General features: G+C 67.1%; 27 protein-coding genes. 12 read left to right on the top strand and 15 right to left on the bottom strand.

The genetic code is table 11. The features are described from left to right. Window positions 1–46: 46 nt before the first annotated feature. Window positions 47–505, bottom strand: a complete 459-nt coding sequence (locus K7396_RS19945) for an Lrp/AsnC family transcriptional regulator (RefSeq protein WP_086716013.1) — start codon at window positions 503–505, stop codon at window positions 47–49. Between the two features lie 121 nt (window positions 506–626). Between K7396_RS19945 and K7396_RS35700 the strand changes: the two genes are divergently transcribed. Beyond that, window positions 627–761: a hypothetical protein gene (locus K7396_RS35700; RefSeq protein WP_260639410.1), complete on the top strand. Its 135-nt coding sequence runs from the start codon at window positions 627–629 to the stop codon at window positions 759–761. Here K7396_RS35700 and K7396_RS19940 read toward each other — a convergent pair. After that, window positions 758–1486 carry a UbiX family flavin prenyltransferase gene (locus tag K7396_RS19940; RefSeq protein WP_086716015.1) on the bottom strand — a complete coding sequence of 243 codons (729 nt, stop codon included), beginning with the start codon at window positions 1484–1486 and terminating at the stop codon, window positions 758–760. The two genes, K7396_RS35700 and K7396_RS19940, sit on opposite strands and share 4 nt — an antisense overlap. A 116-nt stretch (window positions 1487–1602) precedes the next feature. On the opposite strand from K7396_RS19940, the gene K7396_RS19935 reads away from it, so the two are divergent. Then, on the top strand, window positions 1603–2199 hold the full coding sequence (locus tag K7396_RS19935) for a rhomboid family intramembrane serine protease (RefSeq protein ID WP_086716018.1): 597 nt from the start codon (window positions 1603–1605) through the stop codon (window positions 2197–2199). A gap of 40 nt (window positions 2200–2239) precedes the next feature. On the opposite strand, the gene mqnP is transcribed toward K7396_RS19935, so the two are convergent. Together mqnP and K7396_RS19925 are read right to left on the bottom strand one after the other, a co-directional pair. Further along, window positions 2240–3142, bottom strand: coding sequence for a menaquinone biosynthesis prenyltransferase MqnP (gene mqnP / locus K7396_RS19930; RefSeq protein ID WP_086716019.1), 903 nt, complete (start codon window positions 3140–3142; stop codon window positions 2240–2242). Beyond that, window positions 3139–4593 (bottom strand): menaquinone biosynthesis decarboxylase, encoded by a 1455-nt coding sequence (locus K7396_RS19925; protein WP_086716021.1) that lies wholly within the window; start codon window positions 4591–4593, stop codon window positions 3139–3141. Before K7396_RS19925 ends, mqnP begins: the two co-directional genes overlap by 4 nt. An 88-nt stretch (window positions 4594–4681) precedes the next feature. Between K7396_RS19925 and K7396_RS19920 the strand changes: the two genes are divergently transcribed. The 3 genes from K7396_RS19920 to K7396_RS19910 all read left to right on the top strand — a co-directional run bounded on the left by K7396_RS19920 (window position 4682) and on the right by K7396_RS19910 (window position 6283). Further along, window positions 4682–5107, top strand: coding sequence for a PLD nuclease N-terminal domain-containing protein (locus K7396_RS19920; protein ID WP_086716023.1), 426 nt, complete (start codon window positions 4682–4684; stop codon window positions 5105–5107). Between the two features lie 160 nt (window positions 5108–5267). Beyond that, window positions 5268–5816 (top strand): nucleoside deaminase, encoded by a 549-nt coding sequence (locus K7396_RS19915; protein WP_086716025.1) that lies wholly within the window; start codon window positions 5268–5270, stop codon window positions 5814–5816. Window positions 5817–5974: 158 nt separating this feature from the next. Beyond that, entirely contained in the window at window positions 5975–6283 is a 309-nt protein-coding gene (locus tag K7396_RS19910) for a UTRA domain-containing protein (protein WP_086716027.1), read from the top strand. Window positions 6284–6905: 622 nt separating this feature from the next. Here K7396_RS19910 and K7396_RS19905 read toward each other — a convergent pair. Next, a complete protein-coding gene (locus K7396_RS19905; RefSeq protein WP_086716029.1) occupies window positions 6906–7943 on the bottom strand; it encodes a type III polyketide synthase in 1038 nt (345 codons plus the stop codon). A 187-nt stretch (window positions 7944–8130) separates the two neighbouring features. Between K7396_RS19905 and K7396_RS19900 the strand changes: the two genes are divergently transcribed. Continuing rightward, complete coding sequence (locus K7396_RS19900; protein ID WP_107421144.1) at window positions 8131–8940, top strand: LuxR C-terminal-related transcriptional regulator; 810 nt, start codon at window positions 8131–8133, stop codon at window positions 8938–8940. Between the two features lie 13 nt (window positions 8941–8953). Here the strand turns inward: K7396_RS19900 and K7396_RS19895 are convergent, their stop codons facing one another. Next, complete coding sequence (locus tag K7396_RS19895) at window positions 8954–9586, bottom strand: LysE/ArgO family amino acid transporter (protein WP_086716031.1); 633 nt, start codon at window positions 9584–9586, stop codon at window positions 8954–8956. Between the two features lie 167 nt (window positions 9587–9753). Between K7396_RS19895 and K7396_RS19890 the strand changes: the two genes are divergently transcribed. Further along, entirely contained in the window at window positions 9754–10683 is a 930-nt protein-coding gene (locus K7396_RS19890; RefSeq protein ID WP_223660120.1) for a LysR substrate-binding domain-containing protein, read from the top strand. Window positions 10684–10687: 4 nt separating this feature from the next. On the opposite strand, the gene K7396_RS19885 is transcribed toward K7396_RS19890, so the two are convergent. Further along, the gene (locus K7396_RS19885) at window positions 10688–11839 is read right to left on the bottom strand and encodes an aromatic ring-hydroxylating oxygenase subunit alpha (protein WP_086716033.1); all 1152 of its coding nucleotides are present in this window, start codon (window positions 11837–11839) and stop codon (window positions 10688–10690) included. Between the two features lie 98 nt (window positions 11840–11937). Between K7396_RS19885 and K7396_RS35985 the strand changes: the two genes are divergently transcribed. Next, complete coding sequence (locus tag K7396_RS35985; protein WP_223660405.1) at window positions 11938–12906, top strand: transposase; 969 nt, start codon at window positions 11938–11940, stop codon at window positions 12904–12906. A 729-nt stretch (window positions 12907–13635) separates the two neighbouring features. Here the strand turns inward: K7396_RS35985 and K7396_RS19875 are convergent. From K7396_RS19875 to K7396_RS19860, 4 genes are all read right to left on the bottom strand, one after another. Next, window positions 13636–13926 (bottom strand): hypothetical protein, encoded by a 291-nt coding sequence (locus K7396_RS19875; RefSeq protein ID WP_086716037.1) that lies wholly within the window; start codon window positions 13924–13926, stop codon window positions 13636–13638. 226 nt (window positions 13927–14152) lie between these two features. Next, complete coding sequence (locus tag K7396_RS19870) at window positions 14153–14341, bottom strand: hypothetical protein (protein ID WP_223660119.1); 189 nt, start codon at window positions 14339–14341, stop codon at window positions 14153–14155. A gap of 80 nt (window positions 14342–14421) precedes the next feature. Next, on the bottom strand, window positions 14422–14778 hold the full coding sequence (locus tag K7396_RS19865) for a hypothetical protein (RefSeq protein WP_167392705.1): 357 nt from the start codon (window positions 14776–14778) through the stop codon (window positions 14422–14424). Further along, entirely contained in the window at window positions 14757–14936 is a 180-nt protein-coding gene (locus K7396_RS19860) for a hypothetical protein (protein WP_152105007.1), read from the bottom strand. The genes K7396_RS19865 and K7396_RS19860 overlap by 22 nt, the downstream gene beginning before the upstream one ends. Before the next feature lie 351 nt (window positions 14937–15287). Between K7396_RS19860 and K7396_RS19855 the strand changes: the two genes are divergently transcribed. Next, entirely contained in the window at window positions 15288–16661 is a 1374-nt protein-coding gene (locus K7396_RS19855; RefSeq protein ID WP_086716048.1) for a sporulation protein, read from the top strand. Between the two features lie 6 nt (window positions 16662–16667). Here the strand turns inward: K7396_RS19855 and K7396_RS19850 are convergent, their stop codons facing one another. Further along, complete coding sequence (locus K7396_RS19850; protein ID WP_086716050.1) at window positions 16668–17588, bottom strand: phosphotransferase enzyme family protein; 921 nt, start codon at window positions 17586–17588, stop codon at window positions 16668–16670. Window positions 17589–17775: 187 nt separating this feature from the next. Between K7396_RS19850 and K7396_RS19845 the strand changes: the two genes are divergently transcribed. From K7396_RS19845 to K7396_RS19835, 3 genes are all read left to right on the top strand, one after another. Continuing rightward, the gene (locus tag K7396_RS19845) at window positions 17776–18459 is read left to right on the top strand and encodes a hypothetical protein (protein ID WP_373866960.1); all 684 of its coding nucleotides are present in this window, start codon (window positions 17776–17778) and stop codon (window positions 18457–18459) included. After that, entirely contained in the window at window positions 18387–18938 is a 552-nt protein-coding gene (locus tag K7396_RS19840) for a DUF4291 domain-containing protein (RefSeq protein ID WP_373866961.1), read from the top strand. The genes K7396_RS19845 and K7396_RS19840 overlap by 73 nt, the downstream gene beginning before the upstream one ends. 193 nt (window positions 18939–19131) lie before the next feature. Then, window positions 19132–20559 carry an alkaline phosphatase family protein gene (locus tag K7396_RS19835; protein ID WP_086716041.1) on the top strand — a complete coding sequence of 476 codons (1428 nt, stop codon included), beginning with the start codon at window positions 19132–19134 and terminating at the stop codon, window positions 20557–20559. Window positions 20560–20652: 93 nt separating this feature from the next. On the opposite strand, the gene ccsB is transcribed toward K7396_RS19835, so the two are convergent. The 3 genes from ccsB to K7396_RS19820 are packed head-to-tail and all read right to left on the bottom strand — an operon-like array spanning window position 20653 to window position 24302. Next, the gene (ccsB, locus tag K7396_RS19830) at window positions 20653–21741 is read right to left on the bottom strand and encodes a c-type cytochrome biogenesis protein CcsB (RefSeq protein WP_152105008.1); all 1089 of its coding nucleotides are present in this window, start codon (window positions 21739–21741) and stop codon (window positions 20653–20655) included. Beyond that, window positions 21738–23537, bottom strand: coding sequence for a cytochrome c biogenesis protein ResB (gene resB / locus K7396_RS19825; protein WP_152105009.1), 1800 nt, complete (start codon window positions 23535–23537; stop codon window positions 21738–21740). The genes ccsB and resB overlap by 4 nt, the downstream gene beginning before the upstream one ends. Before the next feature lie 3 nt (window positions 23538–23540). Then, window positions 23541–24302 (bottom strand): cytochrome c biogenesis CcdA family protein, encoded by a 762-nt coding sequence (locus tag K7396_RS19820; protein WP_086715802.1) that lies wholly within the window; start codon window positions 24300–24302, stop codon window positions 23541–23543. Between the last annotated feature and the right edge of the window lie 2 nt (window positions 24303–24304).

Below are 24304 nucleotides of genomic sequence, written 5' to 3'. Positions count from 1 at the left end.
CTGGCGCGCCCGTCCGCCCCGGTGCGTCCCGCCGGCGCCCGGTGGCCTATTCGGCCTCTTCGGGCAGCTCGCCGACGCGGTTCTCCCACTTGGTGGAGAGCACGATGGTGGTGCGCGTACGGGAGACGCCCTTGGTGCCGGACAGCCGCCGGATGGTGCGCTCCAGCCCGTCGACGTCGCCCACCCGCACCTTGAGCATGTACGAGTCGTCGCCGGCGATGAACCAGCAGTCCTCGATCTCCTCCAGGTCGCGCAGCCGCTGCGCGACGTCCTCGTGGTCGGTGGCGTCCGACAGCGAGATGCCCACCAGCGCCGTGACGCCGAGGCCGAGCGAGGCGGCGTCGACCGTCGCGCGGTAGCCGGTGATCACGCCGGCCGCTTCGAGGCGGTTGATCCGGTCCGTGACGCTGGGCCCGGAGAGGCCGACGAGCCGGCCGAGCTCCGCGTACGAGGCGCGCCCGTTCTCGCGAAGTGCCTGGATGAGCTGCCTATCCACCGCGTCCATGCCCTCAAGCCTTCCAATCTTTAAGCATTTTCGAGTTCTGCATGTAGAATTTAAGGCATACAGGGCCTTCACCCTGTGAATCTTTCAGACGATCACAGACGATCCCACAGGAGCTGTCACCGTGTACTCGATCGAGATGGCCTACGCCCGCATGCGCGAGCTGCAGGACCAGGCCAATCGTTCACGTGCCCACCGGGCCGCCGCACCGCGGACCCGCCGCCTCTTCGGCCGCGCCGCCGCGGCCAAGAAGCGCTAGCGAGCGTCCGGGGCCTCCTCCGCTTCCTTGGAGCCGCCCCGCAACTCCCCCTCCCAACGCCGGTACAGACCGTGCGGCACCTCGGCCGCATCGAGCACCCGGCCGGCGACGAAGTCCACCAGATCCTGGATGTGCGTCGCCCCCGCGTAGAACGCCGGCGAGGCGGGCAGCACCACGGCGCCCGCCTCGTCCAGCGTCACCAGATGCTTCAGCGTCGGCCCGTTCAGCGGGGTCTCGCGCACCGTGACCACCAGCCGCCGCCGCTCCTTGAGCGTCACGCTCGCCACCCGCTGCAGCAGATCCTTCGAGAGTCCGAGCGCCACCCCGGCCACACACGCCGTGCTCGCCGGAACGATCAGCATCCCCTTCACCGGATACGAACCCGACGACGGCCCGGCCGCCAGATCCCCGGCCGGCCAGTACCGCACATCCGCCAGGTCCGCCTCGGTCACCGGGAACGTCGACGGCTTCCCATCGGCCCCGCGCGCCAGCCATTCCCGCAGGTCGGCGCGCCAATGAGCGTCCCGGAACGCGATGCCGGTCTCGTCCAGCAGGGTCAGCCGCGACGCCCGGCTGACGATCAGATCCACCGCCTCCCCGGCGGCGAGCAGCCCGCGCACCACGGACGCGGCATACGGCGTCCCGGACGCGCCGGAGATCCCCACGACCCACGGACGGCGTCGGCCGGGGCCCTGCTTGCTGGTGTCGATGTGCGGCGGCTCCACGCATCGAGCCTATCCGGCGGAACCACGGACCCCACCATGGCCGTTCTTACCTGTGCGCCCCACGCGCGAGCCCGCCGGGGGCCGCCCCGCCGGGGGACGAGAAGGGACGGCCGGAGATGAGATCACGCGCGATGCCCGCGCTCTGCCTGATGCTGGGCTGGGTCGCACTGCTCTGGCTGCTGGAGGGCGTCGACACCGTCACCGGCGGGGCACTGGACACCTTCGGCATCCAGCCGCGCGAACCCGCCGAACTCCTCGACGTGGTGCCCGCCGCCTTCCTGCACTTCGGCTTCGCCCACCTCGCCGCGAACACCCTCCCGCTGCTGGTGCTCGGCTTCGTCGCCGCCCTGCGCGCCGGGATCGGCCGCCTGCTCGCGGTCGTCCTGCTGATCATCCTCGCCAGTGGGCTGGGCGTGTGGTTCACCGCCGCGCCGGACAGCAACACCGCGGGCGCCTCCGGCGTCGTCTTCGGCCTCTTCGGCTACCTCCTGGTGCGCGGCTTCACCGAGCGCAGCCCCCTCGACATCGGCATCGGCCTGGTCATCGGCGCCCTCTACGGCTCCATCCTCTGGGGCGCCCTCCCCGCCGACAACGGCATCAGCTGGCAGGGCCACCTCTTCGGCCTGATAGGCGGCGTCGTGGCGGCCTTCGCCTTCCGCGAGCGCCCGTACCGCGACCGGCTGTCGGGGGCGGGGGTCGGCCCGGTCGGCTGAACCGGGCCCAGGCCCCCCGGCCCCTCTGACCGTCAGGTCCTCAGACCGTCAGCCCGCGCATCAGCAGATCCAGCAGCGCGCAGACGAAGAGCGCGATGCCGATGAAGCCGTTGACCTGGAAGAAGGCCCGGTTCAGCCGGGTGAGGTCGTGCGGCTTCACGATCGTGTGCTCGTACAGGAAGGCCGCCGCGACTATCACCAGGCCCAGCCAGAAGAACACACCGGCGCCGGTCGCCACCGCGTACCAGGCGAAGAGCGCCGTGGTGACGAGGTGGCAGCCGCGCGCGCCCCAGATCGCGGCCGGGATGCCGAAGCGGGCCGGCACCGACTTCACGCCGACCTCACGGTCCGTCTCCACGTCCTGGCAGGCGTAGATCAGGTCGAAGCCGCCGATCCAGATCCCCACCGCGAGACCGAGGATCACCGCCTCCCAGGACCAGGAACCGGTGATCGCGAGCCAGGCGCCGATCGGGCCCATCGCCTGGGCGAGGCCGAGGATCGCCTGCGGGAAGTTGGTGAACCGCTTGCCGTACGGATAGACCACCATCGGCACCACCGCGAGCGGTGCCAGCGCCAGGCACAGGAAGTTCAGCAGCGCCGCCGCGCCCAGGAAAACGACGAGCGCGATCACCGCGCCCGTCCAGGCCGACTTCACCGACACCGCGCCGGTGACCAGTTCGCGGTGCGCGGTGCGCGGGTTACGGGCGTCGATCTCGCGGTCGATGATCCGGTTCGCGGCCATCGCGAACGTGCGCAGGCCGACCATGGCGACGGTGACGAGGAGGAGCCGCGCCCAGTGGACGTGCCGGTCCCACTCGTACATCGCGGTCAGCGACGCGATGTAGGCGAAGGGCAGCGCGAAGACCGAGTGCTCGATCATCACCAGGCGCAGGAACGCCTTGGTGCGGCCCGGCTGCGGGACCGCCGCGGATGCGCTGGTCATGAGAGGCCGTACTCCTTCCAGCGGCGGTCGACCATCGCCGCCGTCCGCGGGTCGGACTCGACCATGTGGGGCCAGCCGCCGTCGCGGGTGTAGCCCTCCTCGGGCCACTTCTCGGTCGCGTCGATCCCCGCCTTGCCGCCCCAGAACTGCTGGTAGGAGGCGTGGTCGAGGTGGTCGACGGGGCCTTCGACGACGGTGAGGTCGCGGGCGTAGTCGGTGTTGCCCAGCGCCCGCCAGGAGACCTCGTGGAGGTTGTGCACATCGCAGTCCGCGTCCACGACCACGATCAGTTTGGTCAGCGACATCATGTGCGCGCCCCAGATGGCGTGCATGACCTTCTGCGCGTGCTTGGGGTACTTCTTGTCGATCGAGACGATCGCGCAGTTGTGGAAGCCGCCGGACTCCGGCAGGTGGTAGTCCACGATGTCCGGGACGATGATCTTCAGCAGCGGCAGGAAGAACCGCTCCGTCGCGCGGCCCAGCGGCCCGTCCTCCGTCGGCGGGCGGCCCACCACGATCGACTGGAGCAGCGGCCGCTTACGCATCGTCACACAGTCGATGGTCAGCGCCGGGAACGGCTCCTGCGGTGTGTAGAAGCCGGTGTGGTCGCCGAACGGCCCCTCGGGCAGCATCTCGCCGGGCTCCAGCCAGCCCTCGATGACGACCTCGGCGTGCGCCGGGACCTGCAGCGGGACGGTCTTGCAGTCGACCATCTCGATCCGCTTGCCCTGGAGGAAGCCCGCGAAGAGGTACTCGTCGATGTCGCCGGGCAGCGGCGCGGTGGAGGCGTACGTGACGGCCGGCGGGCAGCCGAAGGCGATGGCGACGGGCAGCTTCTCCCCGCGCTTGGCGGCGACCTGGTAGTGGTTGCGGCTGTCCTTGTGGATCTGCCAGTGCATCCCGATGGTGCGCTTGTCGTGGCGCTGGAGGCGGTAGAGGCCCAGGTTGCGGACGCCGGTCTCGGGGTGCTTGGTGTGCGTGAGGCCCAGGTTGAAGAAGGAGCCGCCGTCCTCGGGCCAGGTGAACAGCGCCGGGAGCTGGTCGAGATCGACGTCGTCGCCCCGGAGCACGACCTCCTGGACGGGCGCGTCCTTGATCTTCTTGGGCGGTACGTGCGTCATCCCCGCGAGCTTCCCGAACGCCTCGCGCACGCCGACGAAGCCCTGCGGCAGTTCCGGCTTGAGCAGCCCGCCGATCTTGGCGCTGATGTCCTCGTACGCCTTGAGGTCCAGCGCCTTCAGCAGGCGGCGGTCGGTGCCGTAGACGTTCATGGCGAGCGGCATCGCCGAGCCCTTGACGTTCTCGAAGAGCAGCGCCGGGCCACCGGACTTCTGCACCCGGTCCACGATCTCGCCGACTTCCAGATACGGGTCGACCTCGGCCTTGATGCGCTTGAGGTCGCCTTCCCGCTCCAGTGCACGCAGGAACGAGCGAAGATCGTCGTAAGCCATGCCTTCCAGTATCGGGTACGCACTACCCTGGACGGGTCACCGGGCCCCGGCGAGGGCCCGCCGTCGTGTGCTGGGGGCTCGTTCCGCAATGCTCAGGTATCTGCCGTTCCTCCTGGTGCTGGCGCTGTGGATCTACGCGTTCATCGACTGCCTCAACACCCCCGAATCGCAGGTGCGCGGGCTGCCCAAGGTGATCTGGGTGATCATCATCCTGCTGTTCGGCGAGGTGCTGGTCGGGCCGGTCGCCTGGCTGGTGGCCGGCAAGCAGCGGCAGCCGGCGGCCGGCGGCGGCTCCACCCCCTCCGCGTGGCACCGCAACCACCGCACCACGTTCGTCGCGCCCGACGACAACCCCGAGTTCCTCGCGTCCCTCAAGAAGGAGAACGCCAAGGACGAGGCGCTGCTCAAGGACTGGGAGGCCGACCTCCGCCGCCGCGAGGAGGAACTGCGGCGGAAGGGCCGCGGGGGCGAGGACGGCGGACCCGAGGGCACCCCGCCGCCTGCGCGGGGGTAGGGCACACCGTCCGGATCCTGGCGGGTTCGCGGGGCCTGGGCCCGCCACCCGTCTGCCGCCACCCGCCTGCCGCCTGCCGTCTGCCGTCTGCCGCTTGTCCGTCACCCGCCCGTCCGCGCCGGGCGGGCCCCGGGCCGTCCCCCCGGCGTACGGTGAGCGCATGGACCGTCGTACGCAGGACTGGGACCAGGGCCGCGACGCGTTCCGGCTGCACGGTCACGTCGACGGCGCCGGCGACCCGAGCGGCCACCCCGCCCACGTCCAGGAACAGGCCCGCGCCATGCTCGCCACGGCGCTCGCCGAGGCCCGTACCGGCCTCGCCGAGGGCGGCATCCCGATCGGCGCGGCGCTCTACGGCCCGGACGGCTCCCTGCTCGGCCGCGGCCACAACCGCCGCGTCCAGGACGACGACCCGACCCTGCACGCCGAGACCGCCGCCTTCCGCGCCGCCGGCCGCCGCCCCGGCTACCACGGCACGACGATGGTCACGACCCTCTCCCCCTGCTGGTACTGCAGCGGCCTGGTCCGCCAGTTCGGCATCTCCCGCGTCGTCATCGGCGAGGCCCGCACCTTCCACGGCGGCCACGACTGGCTGGCCCAGAACGGCATCCGCATCGTCCTCCTGGACGACCCGGAGTGCGCAGCGCTGATGCGCGACTTCATCGAGGCGCGACCGGAGCTGTGGCGGGAGGATATTGGGGGCGAGTGAGGGGCTGCCGGCGGCACAGACGCTTCGCGCGGGCCGCCGACCCGCTATTCGGATCCCCGGCCCCCCGAGAGCGAAGTCCTGTTCGCCGTCGACTGGCTGCTGGCAGACCCCCACACTGAGACCCGCACGCTGCACCGCGTGCTCGTCCGGTTCGCCGCATGCGGCGAACGCGGCTGAAGAGTTCGGTCAAAGGCCTGGACACAGCTCCGGGGCAGTTCTACGCCGTCCTCACCGCAGCCGGTCACAAACTCACCTGGGACGAAACCGTCAGCGCCCGCATGCCCCTGCCCGACGAACGCGCCACGCTCCGAATCCCCGACGCGACCCCGATCGTCCACGCCACCCGCATCACCCGCGGCACCGACCAACGCCTGCTACTCCTCGAAGAACTCCGCGCCGGCGCCGACCGCACCCAACTCACCTACCGCATCACCGCCGACAGCCCCCGCACACTCCACGCCGCCTGAGGCGCCGCGCCGGCCAACTGTCGAAAACTGTCTTCACTTACTCAAGGCGGCCCGCTACGCGGGCCGCGCGCGCTGGCGGCCGACGGCCGCCGACGCTCCTGTCTGCCGCCCCGCTCTCGGCAGCCCCCAGTAGCTCAGCCCGCAACGAGAGCAAGCGCTCCGACGGAGCCCAGGAAGCAACCCGTCTACCTCGAAGCAGCGCTACCAGGCCGGCACCACGACAGCGGCTCGCAGGCACCGCGGCCAGGCGCACGCACTCAGGAGGCAGGCCAGGCTGAATCCGCGGTGGTACCCCGCATCCCATGACCCAATCCAAAAGCTTGGCAGCGTGGCACAGGCTGGATGGGTCCGGGTGGCACACGTGACGGATAATCACCACAGCGTGGGCGCATCGTGGCTGGCTTTCTGTGGCTGAGGCCGAACAGTGCACCAGTCCTACCGCCCGCTGCATCGCCGCTTCACCGGTCCGAAACAGTTCCACCACTCCCTCTCGCAACGGACTCCTGACCTGCGAACAAACGAAAGCGGCCCCGCCCGGGTCTCCCGAGCGGGGCCGCTGTTCCTTGCAGGGTGGTGCTACTCAGCGGCGACTTCGAGACCCATTTTCAGTTCATGCGACGCGTTAGCTGACCCAGGTCCCGGTAACGGCGACGGTTGTTACGCCTGGGCCGAAAGCAATAATGAGGCCCGAGTCCCTCGAATTGGGAGGGTTCTCGAAGGTTTGCCGCAGGACATCAAAAACCACGACACTGGCCGTATTGCCGCGCCCCTTAAGGGATTTCTCGCTCAGGTCAAACATTTCCGCCGGAATCCGCAGCCCTTTGCTAACCTCGTACATAATGCGAGGCCCGCCGGTGTGACTCACAAGGAACTCCGGCTCAGTGATTTCACCAACTTCGCGAAGCCAATTCCTGAGTTGCGGCATGGCGTTCGCCACAACCCTTGAGATGCGCGGATTAGTATCGAAGTGGAAACCCAATTCATCCACCACGTAGGAGATGTGCCCAATCGAATCAGGGGCCAGCTCCTCGTAGGTATCTTCGAGAAGAAATCCCGGTCGATTGTCGCGAACCACCGCTGCCGCGGCCGCATCTCCGAAAAGGGCTGTTGAGACGAACGATGCAATACTGGAGTCGCCTGCCTGGTAGGAGAGAGAGCATAATTCGACTGCGACGATCAGCGTGACTGCACCCGGGCTAGCCCTATGCAGCTCTCGTGCCCTCGCCAGGGCATAGGCACCGCCGGCGCACCCGACTTGCGCAAAGGATAGACGGCGCACCTGGGACTCTAGACCCAGTTGATTTGCGATGTATGCATCGAGCCCAGGAAGTAGATACCCCGTACATGACACCACTATTAGATTGTCTATCTCGGCGCACTCGGTATCGGCTTCATCGAGAGCCTGTTTCGCAGCCATGACACCCAGACGGGTTCCCTCTTCGGCATACCGGCGCATGCGCTGGCCGAAGGTGCGAGGACTCGTCACGATTTCCAGCGGATCGACGAGATGGCGTGTCTCCACCGAAGTACTGCGCATAAGGTTTAGTGCCGTACCCAGACGATCATGCTCAGAGTGCTGTTGCTCCATGTGGAAGACCACATCGTCGAGGCTCACTACATGGTCTGGCAGGCTGAGGCTTGGGCGGCAGACGGTAGACATATTCCCCCATTTCGAGTATGCGACAGAAGCACGGAAAGCTATAAAAATGAACCAAAGTTAGAAATGTCACTTGTGGGCCAATTTCACCAACTGCCACATATGCTTCTATAAGAAATTAGGTTGCCAAGTGGGCGCAAACGCCGAGTACGGTCGCCTAGTCGAAATATCTCCTAATGCGGGGGCATGCATGGACGACAGCATTTGCGAGGTAGAGGGGGAGCCCCCTTCCCCCTGCACCGCAAGGGAACTCATCGACATTTCCACTCGCCTCAAAGAAGAGGCGGAGCGTGTGCAGAAGATTGCAGCCACACTTCCCGCAGAGAGCTCCACCAGAAGTAACGCCCATAGCGAACGCCTGATATATGTCGAAGACGTGCGCGAGATAAGTCGATCCATCCAAGCTTCTGTTCGCTCGGTAAGCGGCGAGGTTTTAACTGCCCAGCCGGACGGGCCTCGCCCAAGGGACGTTCTGAACGAATCAATGGACGTGATGCGTGAGCACCTTGAGCGAGGCGTATCCATGCGAACCCTTTACCACCATAGCGCCAGGTTCGACGCGGCGACCAAGGATTACGTGCGCATAGTCATCGGCTACGGTGCGCAGGTACGCACCCTTCCTGAATTCTTCGAGCGGATCATAATCGTCGACAGGGCAACGGCATTTATTCCCGCCAATGCTGAGCGGACTGCTGCAGTAAAGGTAGAAGAGCCGGCCGTCGTTAGTTTCTTGGTCGATGTGTTTGAGCGAGCCTGGAGTTTAGCTAAACCCTACCCTTTTAGCCCGTCATTTGCCGCCCAAGCCGCCTCGGAGGTGATTCCATCGATTCGGGAGACCATAAAGAGCCTCTTGGTCGATGGAAGAACGGACAAAGAGATTTCTCGCCGTTTGGCAATCAGTCAGCGGGCACTTCAATCTCACATATCGCAGATGAAGAAGGATTTTGGTGCAGAGAATCGATTTCAGCTCGGATACATCCTGGGAAGGGAAGCAAAGTAGGAGCCTCATTCGTTCAGTCGGTTACGACGACACTTATCGCAAGGCCCGCGATAAGCAGGCTAGAAAATACGGCTGTGATGAAGCGACCACGCTGGCTGGTTAGGAAACGGCCGAGCACAGCACCCCCGCCGGCCAGCAGTAACTGCCAGCTTGCGGATGCCACCACAATGGCGGTTACGTAGACACACGCCTGCCAAGGTGTCTGGTCGCCTTGGGCCTGCCGCCCCAAGACCAGCGCAACGAAGTAGATGGCTGGCCAAGGGTTGAGTGCCGTGAGCCCGAGAAACGTGAGATATGCACGGAACGGACGGAGATCGGATTCGTTGCTTTGAGTTTCCTCGCTTACACCCGTCCTCTGCTGCCTCATGGCCTGTACCGCTATCCGAATAGCCATGCCGACGAGGATCACCGAGGCAGCCCACCGCAAGGGGGTGGAAACAGGAGCGAGAGCGGATGCCACAGCACTACCGCCGACTACTGCTGCAACCGCATACAGAGCGTCCGCAGTAGTCGCACCAATCGCCGCAGCAGCTCCGTTCCTGAAAGATGTCCGGGCGGTCATGTTGATCATCAGGACGGCGACTGCGCCGACAGGTACGGCGAGGCCATAGCCCGCCCACAGGCCGGAGAGAATCGAGTCGATCATGCCGCTGCGGAGGTCCGGCGCGAGTTCTGACGGTTGGTCTTGGCAGGCTCCCAGCCGATATCCGTGTGGTGGGAAGTGGCAGGGTGAAGTCGAGTGATCATCATGTGATCAGTCTCCGTGCTACGTTCATGTGGGTCCATCGAAGAATATTGAACAGTATCGTTCGGATGGTGCGCATGATTGACGGTCGTCTGCGGACGCTCCGCGCATTGAGAGAGACAGGCACGATCACCGCCGCAGCTGAGTCCCTTCACCTGACTCCGTCCACCGTTTCTCAGCAACTCCGCCAGTTGTCAGCCGACCTTGACATCACGCTCCTGGAGCCAGTGGGCCGCAAGGTGAAACTGACGCCCGCCGCGTACACGCTGCTCGACCACGGCGACCGCCTCTTCACCCAGTGGGAACGCGCGATGTCTGACCTGGCTGCGCACCGTGAAGGGCTCGCTGGCCACCTACGAATCTCGGCAGTAGCCAGCGCGCTGGCCGCCCTGGTGGCTCCGGCAGTCACCGAACTCGCGCAGCAGTACCCGCACATGACTCTCCACGTCGGAGAGGATCCTGAGGAGGATCGGTTCCAGCTCCTGTTGGCCAGAGAGATCGATGTAGCTGTCACCATTCCGGCAACCGGAACACCATCACCCGATGACGAACGCTTCGAACAGCACGCTCTCCTTGAAGAACCGCAGGACCTCCTCGTGCCGCAGGGGCATCCCATCGCGAGGAAAGGATTCGCTGAGCTGACCGAACTCGCGGAAGCTCGCTGGCTGCGTGCAGGGGACCCACGCGATCAGCACCAACTGCTCCTGACGGCGTGCGCCGCGGCCGGCTTTGTGCCCCGTGTGACCCACAATGCCGTGGATTGGTCTGCCGTTTCGGCCCTCGTTGCAAGCGGTCTGGGTATCTGTCTCATCCCAAGACTGGCGCCGATCTCGGAGGGACTCGCGGTGACCCGAGTAGCCCTGCGAGGTGAAACGCGACCCACCCGTCAGATCGTGGCCTGCGTACGCCGGGGCAGCAACGACCAAGGCTCAATTGGCCGCGGACTTGCTGCACTGCGCTCGACGGCCTCCAGGTGGGCCGCCGAGCACAGCGGCTGATGCATCAGGCTGGCAGCGCATCTGCCTCGGCTGGCGTCGCGACATGCGAGGTCTCTATGCCATCTCCAAGCTGCGCACAAACCCATCGACGAAAGTCAGTGATCATGCTCTCGTGCGGGGTGTGGAACTCCTCGAAATAGGCGGACTCCGCACCTGCCTGCACTCCTTCGCACGCCTCGAAATCCTGACGCGCGGTGACATCCACCAAGGCCGCAGCGTCCGACGGGTCGAAACCCGGCTCGGAGATCGCCGTAGGGTGGAAAAGCCAGTCCACAATGACGCGAGTCTTCGTCGGCCCGACGGGTTCGAAGCGCATGCACATAACATGGTCTGGAATGAACATGAGGTGCACATTCGGCCACAGCAAGAGGCCATGGAACGTGCGATGGTCGTATTCGGGCACACCAGGCAGAGGCGTCGAAGTTGCCCGTCCGGACAGCGAGAAGCCCTGTGCCTTTTCGTTGATTTTGGATCCCTCTATTTTTGGGCCAGTGGGGCCGCTCACCGTTCCATATCCCGTTCGCCACTCGGGAAGTATGTTGCACACCTCAGGATGCATTGTCGGACAGTGATAGCACTCGCAGAAATTTTCGTAGAGGATTTTCCAGTTGGCTTCGACCTCGTATGTTTCCCTCTTCGCCACTTCGAGCTCATCGCAGCCATAGCGGGCCGGGACATCGACGTCGCCGAAGCGGTTGTGCAACATGGGTGCGAGCTGCTCATGGAGCGGAGCAGCGTTAGAGTCAAGGTTCACCCATACGTAGCCCAGCCATTCGCTCACCAAGGCGGAATACAGGTGACGTTCCTTGGTTTCGGGCGGAAGCTCGTTCATGAACGGTGCCGCAACGAGCTGGCCGTTCAGGTCGAAGGTCCAGCCATGATAGGGGCAACGAATCGACGTGTTGAACTGCCCACTGTCCTCGGAGCAGAGGACGACACCGCGATGACGGCAGAGGTTAATATGAGCGCGCAGCTCGCCGTCACGGTTTCGAACGAGGAGTACACTTTCCCCACCGACCTGGACCCGAAGGAAAGAACCCGGTTTCGGTAATTCGGATGAGCGAGCCACACACATCCAGGAATTCTCGAATATCTTTTCCCGCTCCCTGTCGAAGTGTTTATGGCTCGTGTAGTACGTGCGCGGCCAGGTGATCAAGAGAATCGAACCTCTTCCTTGCTTCTGATGCGACAGGCGGCCGTTTCAGCGCGTCCGGGTACAATTGATGTTCCGTGATCACTCTGCCGCTCCCCGCGATGTCGAAAAAGTGGGAAGATGGTTCCGCTTTGCGCAACTTCCGGAATCGGAAGCACTCAGAGGAACTGACCTGTACTCGCTCCGGAGGCCTCAACACTCGACGATCAGCCGGGCGTGCGCGTGCGGGACCGACGCGGTCGGCAAGTAATAGAACTAGCCCGCAGTGGCCCTACCGCCCGCTGCTGCTCGACCCTGACCTGCATGTGCGCGTGGGCGCGGTCTTTGACGGCCTTGGCCGACGTTCCTCGCACCCAGGTCGGCACGGAACGGAGCAAGGGTTCGACGCGAGATGGTCCGATGCTCCTTGTGTGGGACCGCTCCCTGTTGAGGGAAGACGGGCATCAAGCACGTCAGTGCGCTGTTCGGATGCCGTTGGCGCCAGGTGGTGCTGGAGGTGTGAGGGCCTGGGCCGCTCGCGGGGCAGGTTCACCAGCAAGGTCCACCTGAGCGCGAACGGTCACTGCGGCCCGCTGTCTCTGATCGTCACACCGGGCCAACGGGCGGACTGCACCAAGTTCAAGCCGTCTTGGACAAGATCCGTGTCCCGAAGCCCTGATCCGGGCCGACCCCGCAAGAAGCCCGACAGTCTTGCAGCGGACAAGGCGTACAGCAACGGCCCCATCCACGAGCACCTGCGCCGACGGGGCATCCGGCACGCCATCCCGGAGACGGTGAAATCGCCGAGGGTGCCTGGACTCCGATCCCCGATGTCGCTGGCCTGCGCCAGTCATCACTGGTCGACACAGCCTCGCCCTTGCGCAGACCCTCCCGGCAACCGGCCACGTCGCTCGCGTCACGGTCGGCGGCCGGATCAAGCGCTGAATCAGCATCCGCCGAGGTCTTATCGCACTGCGATCGCTGGTCCTGGGACATCGCTAGCGTCTTCGTCTATCCCAGCCGCGTTCAACACGGGTGCTTACTGCGCTTATTGGGCCCACAGGGAGTCGAGTGGCACGCGAAGCCACTGACGCCCCGGGGCGGCCAGCAATGCCGTCACACGGCTGTCACACTTACCCTCCGCACCACACCCAAGCTGCGAACGGTGTGCAAGACCTCCCCGCGGCCAGAGTCTGAGCGTGAATTTGGGCGGGAAGCACAGCTCTTCCTCACGCCCCATTCCCCTCGTCGTTCGCGATGAGCAGGCGCGGAGCCACCTCGCTGTCTCTGTCTAGCCACACCCGCAGCCGGCCACAAGCGCAGCGTGTGTAGACGATGACGCCTTGGGTGGTCGGGTGCCGTGACACCACGTAGGCGGGCTCGGCCAGAGGCCAGCCACAGTCGGTGCACCTGACGCAGGACGTGCTTTGCTGTAACGCCATGCAGGGAGCATGCCGTCGCACACAGTGAACGTCCATCACAAATTTCAGCACACCATCTTGTTGAATTTCCGCATGATTAAGGTGCAGTCACTTTCCTTCGACCGGATGCATGCCCTGTACCGCCGGGCCCCAGGGTGTGCGTCCGAAGGAGTGGGTGACTGGGCCAGCTTGGACGTAGGTGTTGGCTCCTTGCCGCACCCGGTCAGCAACAGGGCGCTAGCAACGACACGCAGCGCACGAAAGCGGGAGATATCAGTCATTGCCGGAGCATCCTGGCAGACCTCACTCGGGCCCACTGGAGCGGCCGATCCCCCACACTTCAGTGCCCAACAGCCACACAGAAGCACGCCAACTGGAGCACGTAACAGCAGGTGGCCCTCACCCCACCTCTCGCCATTGGTCGGTCATCGCACGGACCCGCATAGCAACGTCGCGCGCTACCGCTGCCGATAGCTCCAGGCGCACGCCCCCCGATCCGTCCGAGGCCGCGATAGCGCGCAGCTTCGATTCCGTCGTGTCCACACCCGCCGTGGTCAGCGCGTCACCTAGCTGTGCCACCGCCTGTGTCGCATCTCGCCAGCCGGCCAGGTAGTCCACCCCGCGTACCCAAAGGACCGCGTCAGGGTCCAGGTCCTCACCGTCGAATCCGTCGTTCCCGATGCCGTCCATTCCTCAAGTCCCTTTCCCCGCAAGCTGGCTGAACACTGTCCCTGCCGGGCCACGCCGCAGGAGGACACGACGAGGGCCCCGGTACCATCGGCACCGGAGTTCGTGATCTTTTGGGAGCGATCCCCTGCCGGACCACCCCGCGCCTGCCAGGGTTTGAGGGGTGGTCCGGCGTCATGTCTGCGGTTGTTGCGCGTAGTGCCTCTTGCCGGTCACAGGCCGGAAGGCGTCAGAAGCGTTGTCGGCCGCCGGGGTACTGGATCGCTTTGCGGCACTCCGGCGCATCGTCGGGCACGGGCTCTTGGTCGAGCGCATGGCAGAGCGCAGCGTGGACCCGCTCCGCCTCAGCTACGGTCAGCCGCAGCGGAGCAGTTGCGACCAGGTCCCCATGGCGGGTGATCTGGAGCGTCAGCGCCATGTCTCCGTCTGGCCCACGGTTCACGGACTTGCTCGCTACCGGTGCGATCTCCCATCCTGGTGTCTCGCGCGCAGTCCGACTCATCCGCTTGTCCCGCTGGCAGATGTCGGTAGCTTGTCCCGCTCGGCATCGTCGCCCTCGGGTTCGGGCAGCCGTCCGCCTCTGCTCTCAGCGACCCTCAGCGCGTCCCGAAGTGCCTCGCACAACCGGGCACTCAGGAAGCGGAGTTCCACGGCGTTGACCTTCTGGTTTTCGAGCATCATTGCCGCGTGGTCGAGCAGCTCGGCTCCCGTTTCGAGCTGGACCTCTTCTATTTCGTCGGCGAGCCGCGAGAGAGAGCTGTCTCCGTCGTCGGTCGACAGGTACGAGCGCTGGCCGGCCGGACCGGGCCAGGGAAGGAGACGCAGGTTGGCGCTCACGATGCCACCGCCATCCATGGCGAGTCGCACAGCGAGCCGGCACAGCGGCCAGCGTCCGCCTGGCGCTGCATCTGCTGCTCGTGGGCAACGAGGTAGGGGCGGACGAGCTGAACGTCCTCACCACGGATCGGGCCCCAGACGTACGGGTCAGCGGCCCGCGGCACGCTGAGGCTCATCGTCGGCGTGTCCACGCAGCCCACCACTGGGCTCGTCCCCGTCGCGCGATGGTGCCCGGGAGCGGGCAGTAGGACTTTCAGCAGCAACTCGAAAAACCTGCCGATATGGTTCCGCATGTCGACCTGCTTCCATCAGGTTGGCCATGCCCCGGGGTGCCGTCACGCACCGCCGGGGTCCTGTCTCGACAGTCAACGACCGTCTTTGGCCAAGAGGCAGTGTTCATAAGGGGGTTCACGTGCACACGAGGGGTTCGCGGTATCGCTCAAGGGGGTTCGCGATGAACCCCCTCGGCCGCATCTGGTGTGACACGATGAACACTTGACGTGACGCCCAGGGGGTGTGCTCAGAACGTGAGCAAAGAACCGAACCGCAAGTTGGCCGCAGTCATGGCGGAGGCCGGAGCCTCGAACAAGGGACTGGCCAAACGGGTCCGTGAGGTCGCGCAGCGGCACGGCGAACATCTCGGTACGACGCACGTGGCCGTTCAGCGATGGCTGGACGGGAGCGGTATCCAGCGGCAGACAGCCGTGTTCGTCGCCGAGGCGCTGAGCGCCAAGTTACGGCGGAGGGTCGCGCCGCAAGATCTAGGATTTCCCGGTGCTGCGCCGGCCCCCACTCCCGCGGTCGGCATGGGCTACGCCGGTTCGCTCGCCGAGACGCTGAGCGCTCTGGACGGCCTTACGCACCAGCGTCCGGAAGACGGGCCGTCGGACGAGCCACAGCTACCGAACGTCGATGTGCACGCCGCCGTCCTCTCCTGGCTTGTCGCCCGCCCGGAAGGTGTGCCGACCGATGTTCCCGCCGCTCGTCGGGTCGGCATGCGTGACGTCGCCGCGATCTGGACCGCAGCCGGGTTCTTCATGCAGCTGGACTTCCAGTTCGGCGGCGGACACGCGCACAAGGCGTTCCGGCACTACTTCCGGGAAGACGTGCTGCCTTTGCTGGGATGCAGCTACAGCGCCAAGGTGGGCGAGGCGCTGTTCCAGGCCGCAACGGAGATGTCACAGCTTCTCGCCTGGACCGCGTACGACAGCGGAAACCATGCCCTTGCCGACCGCTACATGCTCTCGACGCTGCGGCTGACCCAGGTGGCGGGCGACCGCATGATGGGCGCGCGCATCCTGGCCAATATGAGCCACCAGGCCAATTACCTGGGCCAGGCGCCACGAGCCCTGATGCTAGCCCGCGCGTCGGTGGAAGGGGGGAAGGCCGGCTCCACGCCCCGCGCGATGGCCTTGTTCTCTGCCCATGAGGCACGTGCCCTGTCCACGGCCCAGGACCACAAGGGCGCTGCCCGCGCGATGAGCGAGGCCGAGAGGTTCTTCGAGCGTGCCGACAGCGCAGACGATCCCGAATGGCTCTCGTACATGGACGAAGCCGAGCTAATCGGGGAGTTCTGCCACTGCTTCCGTGATCTCGGACAGGGCGCCGAAGCCGTCCGCTTCGCCGAACGCGCTGTCGAACTCACCAACCCCAAATACGCCCGTACGCTCGGGTTCTGCCGCATGGTGCTCGCGCAGAGCCAACTGCTGAACGGCGACCTTGACGCCGCCGTGACGACCGCCGGCCTCGCTGTCGAAGCCGGGGATGCCCTGGAGTCGGCTCGGTTCCAGCGGTATGTGGGCGACTTCCAACGTGAGGTGTCCGCGTACGGGACGCACCCTGCCGTCCAGCAGTTCAGCGGGCAGGTGCGGGACGCGATGAACCGGCTGGACGACGAGTAGCCGAGGTCACCCTGGGGTCCAGTCGCGCGGTGCATCCTCGTTCCGGAGCGAGGAGATCCGACGGGCGTACTCCGCAGCCGTCTCGTCGCTCTCGGACACGTTCTGCATGAGCCATGTCGTCATGTTGAACTCCTGCACTGCCCGGAGAGTGGAGAAGCCCGACCACGTACGGAGATCCCGCCCATAGGCACCGACGAAGGCGCCGTACTGTTCCTTGGTCTGCCATCCCAGGCTGTGATGCTCCGTGGCGGTGACCATCAGGTCCCACTCGGGGTGGTCGAAGCTGAACCGCTCCAGATCGATCAGGATCACCTGATCGTTCCGGTCCACCATCAGGTTCTGCACATGAGCGTCCCCGTGTACGGGCCCCTTCTCGGACTCGAACCGAAGGTCCGCCACACGGTCCCGCAACTCACGCGCGCGCTTCCGCAGGAACGCACGGTCGTCCTCCGGTATGCCGACTGCCGCATTGATCCGTCGGTCGGTCCGGTCCAGGACGGGGTACGGAGGCAGGTTCAGCGTGTCCGGCAGGCTGAGCGAGTGCAGATCCCGGAGGACCGCGCCCAGCTCTCCGTACGTTGCCTTGCGGTCCCCCTCCTCGATCAGGTGCCAGAACGTCACCGGATGGCCGTCGACGACCATGGGCTGCTCCAGGTCCTCAACCACGCGTGTCACGGGGAAACCCTCGCGCGACAGCCAGCGCGACACCTGAACCTCACCCCGGGCCGAGTCCAGATATTCGGCCGACCGGGCGATCCGCACCACCACCGGGTGGGCAGCCAGCCGGAACAGCGCGTTCTCTCCCAAGCGGATCAGGCGCGCTCCGTCGCCGTCGAGCCCCGCCCGTCGACACGCCGCGGCCAACACCTGTGCAGCGGCGCCCGACGTGAACCCCTCTCCTGTGCTCCGCTCAGCATCAGACGGCATGTCCGTATCCACTCCCTCAACACCGCCAACCCGTTAGCGCAGACCGCCGAGGCAGGCAGCGGCCGGCAACAGACATCAAGGCGACCGTACCCGCGGGCAGTGACGGCAGACGGGGGCGGGGCATGTCGAGCGACCGCTCTTGGGGCACCCCTCTGGGCAAGCGCGCCGAAGCGTGGATCATGAGGCCGTGACGAAGTCAACGGAGAAGATGACCCCGGTCGAGATGCCAGATCTTGAGCCAAAGCTCTCCGCCTACCAACAGGCGATGCGGGAACGGCTCCTTGCAGCCCCCGTGGTGCCGGCACCCGGACCCTGGCGATCCGTTGCCCTTGTCCCTGTCGGCGGGCTCCTCGGAATCGGCTTCGCGTCGCATCCCGAGGACCGCCGCGATCTGGTGATGGTCGTCTCAAACGACGGTCACGGCCTCTTCGACGCCGTCACCGGGGAGAAGATCGCCAGGGACCGCGAACCCGACCCCGAGGACGAGACTCCCGACAGCACGCCGGACCTGTCCTGCCCCGGCCTGGGACCGATCACCGGAAGCCGGGTACACGTAGCGGGGCTCTTCGGCGGAGGACTCCACACCACCACCGCAGACGGTTGGTATCTGGAGGTCGTCACCCCGGCGTGGCCGAATGACCGCGTCCTGCTCTCCCGTGACGGCGGGCTGCCTCACTCCGGTCCCCACGGCGAGCGGTGGTGGCACATCTTCCACTCGAACTACTCCGAATTCCGGGCAGCCGGCTTCTCCCCCTCCGGGCAGACCATCGCCGTCGCAACGAGCAGCGACATTTCACTGTGGACACGCAGGACGAGCCAAGGTCACTCGCAGTGCGCACCGGAACCAGAAAGGACTACGAACACCGCTTGACGTGGGTGAAGCCGTCGTTTCTGTGGATGATGTATCGCTGCGGGTGGGGGGAGAAGAAGGATCAGGAGACCGTGTTGGCCATCGAGGTCGAGCGGGAAGGGTTCGACTGGGCGTTGGGGCGGGCCTGTCTGTCGCACTATGACCCGGACGAGCATGGCGACCGGGAGGTCTGGCGGCGGGAGTTGAAGGGGGCGCCGGCGCGGGTGCAGTGGGATCCGGAGCGGGATCTGTTGTTGCGGGCGCTGCCGTACCGGTCGTTGCAGCTGGGGCTGGCGGGGGAGGCGTCGCGGCGGTACGCGGACGAGTGGACGGTGTCGGTCACGGATGTCACGCCGCTGGCCCACGAGGTCCGTGCGCGGGTGCGTTCCGGGGACCTCGCGGGGGCCGCCGCGCTGCTGCCGCGGGAGCGTCCGTACCCGGCACCCGGGGGAACTCCGGGGCTCGGCCGCGTGTCCCGGGGGGCCTGTTCAAACGCGTAGATCCCGGCCCCGCGCGGTCCGCCGGGGTCTGCTTCGTGTGACGTACGGGACGTAGGGGTGACCGGCCATCTGACGGTCGTTCACAGCCAATTGATGCATCGTTCAGCAACCTCCCCCTGCCCGGGAAACTCGGCCGCCGCCACAGTCATGTCGGCCCACTGAGGGCTCACGCGACTCAGGGAGAGTGGCACATATGCCCGACATGACCCGACGCAGACTCCTCGGCTCGGCGGCCGGCGCGGTCGGCGGCGCCGCCGCGCTGTCGCTGCTGCCGCCCAGCGTGCAGAAGGCCGTCGCCGCCGGACCGGCGCGTCACGGCTCGCTGCACGACGTCGAGCACGTCGTGATGCTGATGCAGGAGAACCGGTCGTTCGACCACTACTTCGGCACCCTGCGCGGGGTCCGCGGCTTCGCCGACCCGGACGCGCTGACGCTGCCGGACGGCCGGTCGGTGTTCCATCAGCCGGACGCGGAGAACCCGGACGGCTATCTGCTGCCGTTCCGCCTGAACACGCACACCAGCAGTGCCCAGGCCATCCCCTCCACCAGTCATGCCTGGTCGGTGCAGCACGAGGCGTGGAACGGCGGGAAGATGGACCGCTGGCTGCCGGCACACCGGAAAGCGGACGGGGTCAACGGGCCTTATGTGATGGGTTATCACACGCGGGCGGACATCCCGTTCCAGTTCGCGCTGGCCGAGGCGTTCACGCTGTGCGACAACTACTTCTGCTCGGTGTTCGGGCCGACCTGGCCCAACCGGCTGTACTGGATGACCGGAACCCTCGACCCGGGCGGCACCCTGGGCGGTCCGGTGCTGAACAACACCGCGCCCAAGCCGTACCGCTGGACGACGTATGCCGAGCGGCTGCAGGCGGCGGGCATCAGCTGGAAGGTCTACCAGGAGGAGGACGACTACGGCTGCAACCTCCTGGAGCAGTTCCAGACGTTCCGGGACTCACAGCCCGGGGAGCCGCTGTACGAGCGCGGGATGCGGGCGCAGCCGGCCGGGACGTTCGAGGACGACGCGCGGGCCGACCGGCTGCCGGCGGTGTCGTGGCTGATCCCCACCAGTCACCAGTCCGAGCACCCGGACTACCTGCCGGCCGCGGGCGCCGACTATGTGGCGCAGAAGATCGAGGCGATCGCGTCCAACCCGAAGGTGTGGGCCAAGACCGTCTTCATCCTGAACTACGACGAGAACGACGGGCTCTTCGATCATGTGCCGCCGCCGGTGCCGCCCGCGGGGACGAAGGACGAGTTCGTGCGGGGCCTGCCGATCGGCGGCGGCTTCCGGGTGCCGTGCCTGATCATCTCGCCGTGGACGGTGGGCGGCTGGGCGGCGGGCGACCCGTTCGACCACACCTCGGTGCTGCAGTTCCTGGAGCGCTGGACGGGGGTGGCGGAGCCCAACATCAGCGACTGGCGGCGCTCGGCGTTCGGCGATCTGACGTCGGCGTTCGGCTTCCGGCACCGGGCGCACCGGCCGCCGCGGCTGCCGCACGACACCGCCGAGCGGCTGGCACAGGCGCAGTGGGACGTGGCGCATCTGCCGAAGCCGACGCTGCCGGGGGCCGGGCAGCGGGAGCCGCGCCAGGAGCGCGGGCGGCGCAGGCGGCGGTAGCCGGCCCCAGGTCCCTCTCTCCCGGGGAAACGACGGTGCCGTACGGGCCGGCCTCGTGTGCGGGCGGCTCGTACGGCACCGGGGGCGTGCGGGTCAGACTCCGGCGTAGGAGTGCAGGCCCGTCACGAAGATGTTCACGCCGTAGTAGTTGAACAGGTAGCAGGCGAAGCCGATCAGGCCCAGGTAGGCGGCCTTGCGGCCCTTCCAGCCCGCGGTGGCGCGGGCGTGCAGGTAGCAGGCGTAGGCGACCCAGGTGATGAAGGCCCAGACCTCCTTGGGGTCCCAGCCCCAGTAGCGGCCCCATGCGGCCTCGGCCCAGATGGCGCCCGCGATGATGGTGAACGTCCACAGCGGGAAGACGGTGGCGTTGACGCGGTAGGCGAACTTGTCGAGCGAGGCGGCGGAGGGCAGCCGCTCCAGCACGGACGAGGCGAAGGCGCCGGGCTGCTTGCCCGCGGGGTCGGCGAGCTTGCTCTCGTAGGAGTCGCGGAAGAGGAAGAGCAGGGTGGAGACGGCGCCGAGGTAGAGCGCCGCGCCGGAGATGATCGCGCAGCTGACGTGGATCCACAGCCAGTACGAGTGCAGCGCGGGCACCAGCTGGTCGCTGGCGGTGTAGAGCACCGAGACGGCCAGCCCGAGGTCGAGCAGCACGGTGGTGACCAGGGGGAGCCCGATCCAGCGGACCTTCTTCTTGAGCGCGAGCAGCAGCAGGTAGAGGCCCACGGCGACGGCGGCGAAGGTCGTGGAGAACTCGTACATGTTGCCCCAGGGGGCACGCTGTACGGACAGGGCGCGGGTGAGGACGCCGCCGACGTGCAGCGCCCAGGCCAGGACGGTCAGCGAGATGGCGATCCGCCCGTAGAGGTCGCCCTTCTCGGTGTCGCCGGCGGCGCCGGGGCCGTCGGGGACGTCGCGGCTGCCGGGGACGGACTTGGTGACGACCGCGGGCCGCTCCAGGACGGCGGTGCCGCCGGCGGCGGAGGAGGTCTGCACGGGGACCGTCGCGGGCGCCGTGGACCGTGCGGTCAGGGCGGCGGCGGTGCGGCCGACCTTGCTGCGGCTGCCGAACACCCACTCGGCCATGTGCGCGAGGAAGGCGAGCGTATAGACCGCCATCGCGGAATAGACCAGCAGGTTGCTGTTGTGCGCCAGTGTCTCGTTGGCTGCGGCAGCGATGTTCACGCGCGCGCTCCTTCGGAGGGGTCAGCAGGTCCGTCAGAGTCAGTGGGCTCCGCGGGGTCTTCGGTGTCGGGGGCGGGTTCCGGGGCGGGCGGGGCGTCGGGCCACAGCTCCCCGGCGAGCTGGGCGAGTTCCTCCGGCAGCCGGGCGGACTCGCTGCGGCCGAGGGCGGCCATCTCGACGACGGTGACGCCGTCGGCGCCCTTCTCGGCGCGGACCCACACCCGGCGGCGCTGGATGAACAGCGACGCGGCCAGGCCCAGCAGGGCGGCGACGGCGCCGGTCAACGCCAGGCCGTTGCCGGGCTGGTGGGAGACCTTGAAGCTGGCCCAGCTCTTGACGCCCTCGAAGGTGATGGAGCCCTCGCCGTTCGGCAGCTTCATCGTGGTCTGGGCCTCGGCGGCGCGGACGGCGGCCTTGTTCTTGGAGCCGGCGTGCCGGTCCACGCGGTCCTTGGGCAGCAGCATCTTCTTCAGGATGCCGCCCTTGCCGTCCTGGTACTTCTTGAGGCGCTTGGTATCGAGCTTGTAGACGCTCTGCGGCAGGCCGGAGTCGAGGCCGAGGTCGCCGTGGTAGGCGTTGACCGACAGCACGGGGAAGTCCAGCGCGGGGAACTGCGAGAACATCGAGCCGGTGCCGCGGCCGCCGAAGGTCGGCACGAACATGGCCTGGAAGCCGAGCTGGTTGCGCTTGCCGTCCTCGGTCTGCGCGCCGGGCACCTTCACCACCCCGGTCGAGGTGAGGTTCTTGGGGTCGGCGGGCAGGAAGGCCGTCGCGCCGTGGTAGACGGTCTTGCCGCGGCCGTCCTTGACGGTGACGACGGGCGAGTAGCCGTGCGAGAGCAGGTAGACCTTGTTGCCCGCGATGTCGAGGGGCTTGTTGACCTCGATGGCGGTGTGGTGCTGTTTGCCGTCCGCGCCCAGGAAGTAGGAGATCTGCGCGCGGTAGGTGCGCGGGGTGCCGCGCTGGGGGCCGGTGCGCTCGTAGGTCGCGTCGAAGCGGTCGAGCTTGAAGCCGAAGGGCTCCATGTCGTCGGTGTCGTAGAACGGTCCCGACTTGAACTCGTCGTACTGGGTGAGGCTGTTGGCGAAGCCGTCGCCCTCGGTGACGAGCTTGTTGCCCTCGGCCTTCCACAGGCCGCCGACGGCGAACGCCACCAGCATCAGGATCAGCGCGACGTGGAAGACGAGGTTGCCGACCTCGCGGAGGTAGCCCTTCTCGGCGGCGAGGGCGGTGGCGTCCCGGTGGGCGCGGAAGCGCCGCTTCTTCAGCAGCCGGCCGGCCGCGCCGAGGACGTCGTCGGGCGCGGCGTCGGTGCGCCAGGTGGTGTAGGCGGGCAGCCGGGTCAGGCGGCGGGGGGCGGCCGGCGGGCGGCCGCGGAGCTGTCCGACGAACTGCCAGCTGCGCGGCACGATGCAGCCGATCAGCGAGATGAACAGCAGCAGGTAGATCGCGGAGAACCACACCGAGCTGTAGACGTGGAACATCCCGAGCTTGTCGTAGATGCCCGCGAGGGTGGAGTGGTCGGCCTTGAACTGGTCGACCTTGACGGGGTCGACGCTGGTCTGCGGGATCAGCGAGCCGGGGATCGCGCCGATCGACAGCAGGAAGAGCAGCAGCAGCGCGACCCGCATCGAGGTCAGCTGCCGCCAGAACCAGCGTGCCCAGCCGAGGGGGCCGAGCGAGGGGAAGGTGACGTCTTCCTGGGGCGCGGTGGAGAGCTGGGATCCGGCCGCGCCGAGATCGCTGCCCGCGTCGGCGGAGCCCGGGTCGCGGGGGGTGTCGGTCTTGGTGGACATCAATCAGATCCCAACGGTGGAGCTTTGCGTCCAGCTCTGGAGCTCGGACATCAGGCTGTCCCAGATGCCGGTGACGAGGAGGAGGCCGAGGGCGACCATCATCCCGCCGCCGATCCGCATCACCCACAGGTAGTGCCGCTTGACCCAGCCGAACGCGCCGAGCGCCCGGCGGAAGGCCAGGGCGACGGCGATGAACGGAACGCCCAGGCCCAGGCAGTACGCCACGGTGAGCAGGGCGCCGCGGCCGGCGCTGGCGTCGTAGTAGGCGAGGGCGTTGACGGCGGCGAAGGTGGGGCCCAGGCACGGCGTCCAGCCGACGCCGAAGAGCACCCCGAGCACCGGCGCGCCGGCCAGTCCCATGGCGGGCTTCATGTGGAAGCGCAGTTCGCGCTGCCCGAAGCGCTTGAGGACCCCGGCGAAGGCCAGCCCGAGCAGGATCATCAGCACGCCGAGGACCCGGGAGATGACGTCCTTGTACTCCTGCAGGTCCCGGCCGAAGAACCCGAAGAGCGCGCCGCCGGAGACGAAGACGGCGGTGAAGCCGAGGACGAAGAGGGTGGCGCCGGCCAGCATCCGGCCGCGCCGGGCCTCGCCGAGGTCGGTGCCGGTGACGCCGGTGACGTACGACATGTAGCCGGGCACCAGGGGCAGGACGCAGGGCGAGAAGAAGGAGACGAGGCCGGCGAGGAGCGCGAGGGGGACGGCGGCGAAGAGGGTGCCGTTGAGGACGGTCTGGTTCTCGGTGGCGGCGGCGAGCGCGATCACGT

Source organism: Streptomyces angustmyceticus (genome assembly GCF_019933235.1).
Taxonomy (GTDB): Bacteria; Actinomycetota; Actinomycetes; order Streptomycetales; family Streptomycetaceae; genus Streptomyces; species Streptomyces angustmyceticus.
The sequence above is the reverse complement of the archived record's forward strand: the minus strand, read 5'-3'. Positions and strand labels throughout refer to the sequence as shown.

Coding starts and splice junctions, on each gene's coding strand:
- K7396_RS19945 (WP_086716013.1), bottom strand. CDS start 505: ATGGACGCGGTGGATAGGCAGCTCATCCAGGCACTTCGCGAGAACGGG.
- K7396_RS19935 (WP_086716018.1), top strand. CDS start 1,603: ATGAGATCACGCGCGATGCCCGCGCTCTGCCTGATGCTGGGCTGGGTC.
- mqnP (WP_086716019.1), bottom strand. CDS start 3,142: ATGACCAGCGCATCCGCGGCGGTCCCGCAGCCGGGCCGCACCAAGGCG.
- K7396_RS19925 (WP_086716021.1), bottom strand. CDS start 4,593: ATGGCTTACGACGATCTTCGCTCGTTCCTGCGTGCACTGGAGCGGGAA.
- K7396_RS19920 (WP_086716023.1), top strand. CDS start 4,682: ATGCTCAGGTATCTGCCGTTCCTCCTGGTGCTGGCGCTGTGGATCTAC.
- K7396_RS19915 (WP_086716025.1), top strand. CDS start 5,268: ATGGACCGTCGTACGCAGGACTGGGACCAGGGCCGCGACGCGTTCCGG.
- K7396_RS19910 (WP_086716027.1), top strand. CDS start 5,975: ATGCGGCGAACGCGGCTGAAGAGTTCGGTCAAAGGCCTGGACACAGCT.
- K7396_RS19905 (WP_086716029.1), bottom strand. CDS start 7,943: ATGTCTACCGTCTGCCGCCCAAGCCTCAGCCTGCCAGACCATGTAGTG.
- K7396_RS19900 (WP_107421144.1), top strand. CDS start 8,131: ATGGACGACAGCATTTGCGAGGTAGAGGGGGAGCCCCCTTCCCCCTGC.
- K7396_RS19895 (WP_086716031.1), bottom strand. CDS start 9,586: ATGATCGACTCGATTCTCTCCGGCCTGTGGGCGGGCTATGGCCTCGCC.
- K7396_RS19890 (WP_223660120.1), top strand. CDS start 9,754: ATGGTGCGCATGATTGACGGTCGTCTGCGGACGCTCCGCGCATTGAGA.
- K7396_RS35985 (WP_223660405.1), top strand. CDS start 11,938: ATGTCGAAAAAGTGGGAAGATGGTTCCGCTTTGCGCAACTTCCGGAAT.
- K7396_RS19875 (WP_086716037.1), bottom strand. CDS start 13,926: ATGGACGGCATCGGGAACGACGGATTCGACGGTGAGGACCTGGACCCT.
- K7396_RS19870 (WP_223660119.1), bottom strand. CDS start 14,341: ATGGCGCTGACGCTCCAGATCACCCGCCATGGGGACCTGGTCGCAACT.
- K7396_RS19865 (WP_167392705.1), bottom strand. CDS start 14,778: ATGGATGGCGGTGGCATCGTGAGCGCCAACCTGCGTCTCCTTCCCTGG.
- K7396_RS19860 (WP_152105007.1), bottom strand. CDS start 14,936: ATGAGCCTCAGCGTGCCGCGGGCCGCTGACCCGTACGTCTGGGGCCCG.
- K7396_RS19850 (WP_086716050.1), bottom strand. CDS start 17,588: ATGCCGTCTGATGCTGAGCGGAGCACAGGAGAGGGGTTCACGTCGGGC.
- K7396_RS19835 (WP_086716041.1), top strand. CDS start 19,132: ATGCCCGACATGACCCGACGCAGACTCCTCGGCTCGGCGGCCGGCGCG.
- resB (WP_152105009.1), bottom strand. CDS start 23,537: ATGTCCACCAAGACCGACACCCCCCGCGACCCGGGCTCCGCCGACGCG.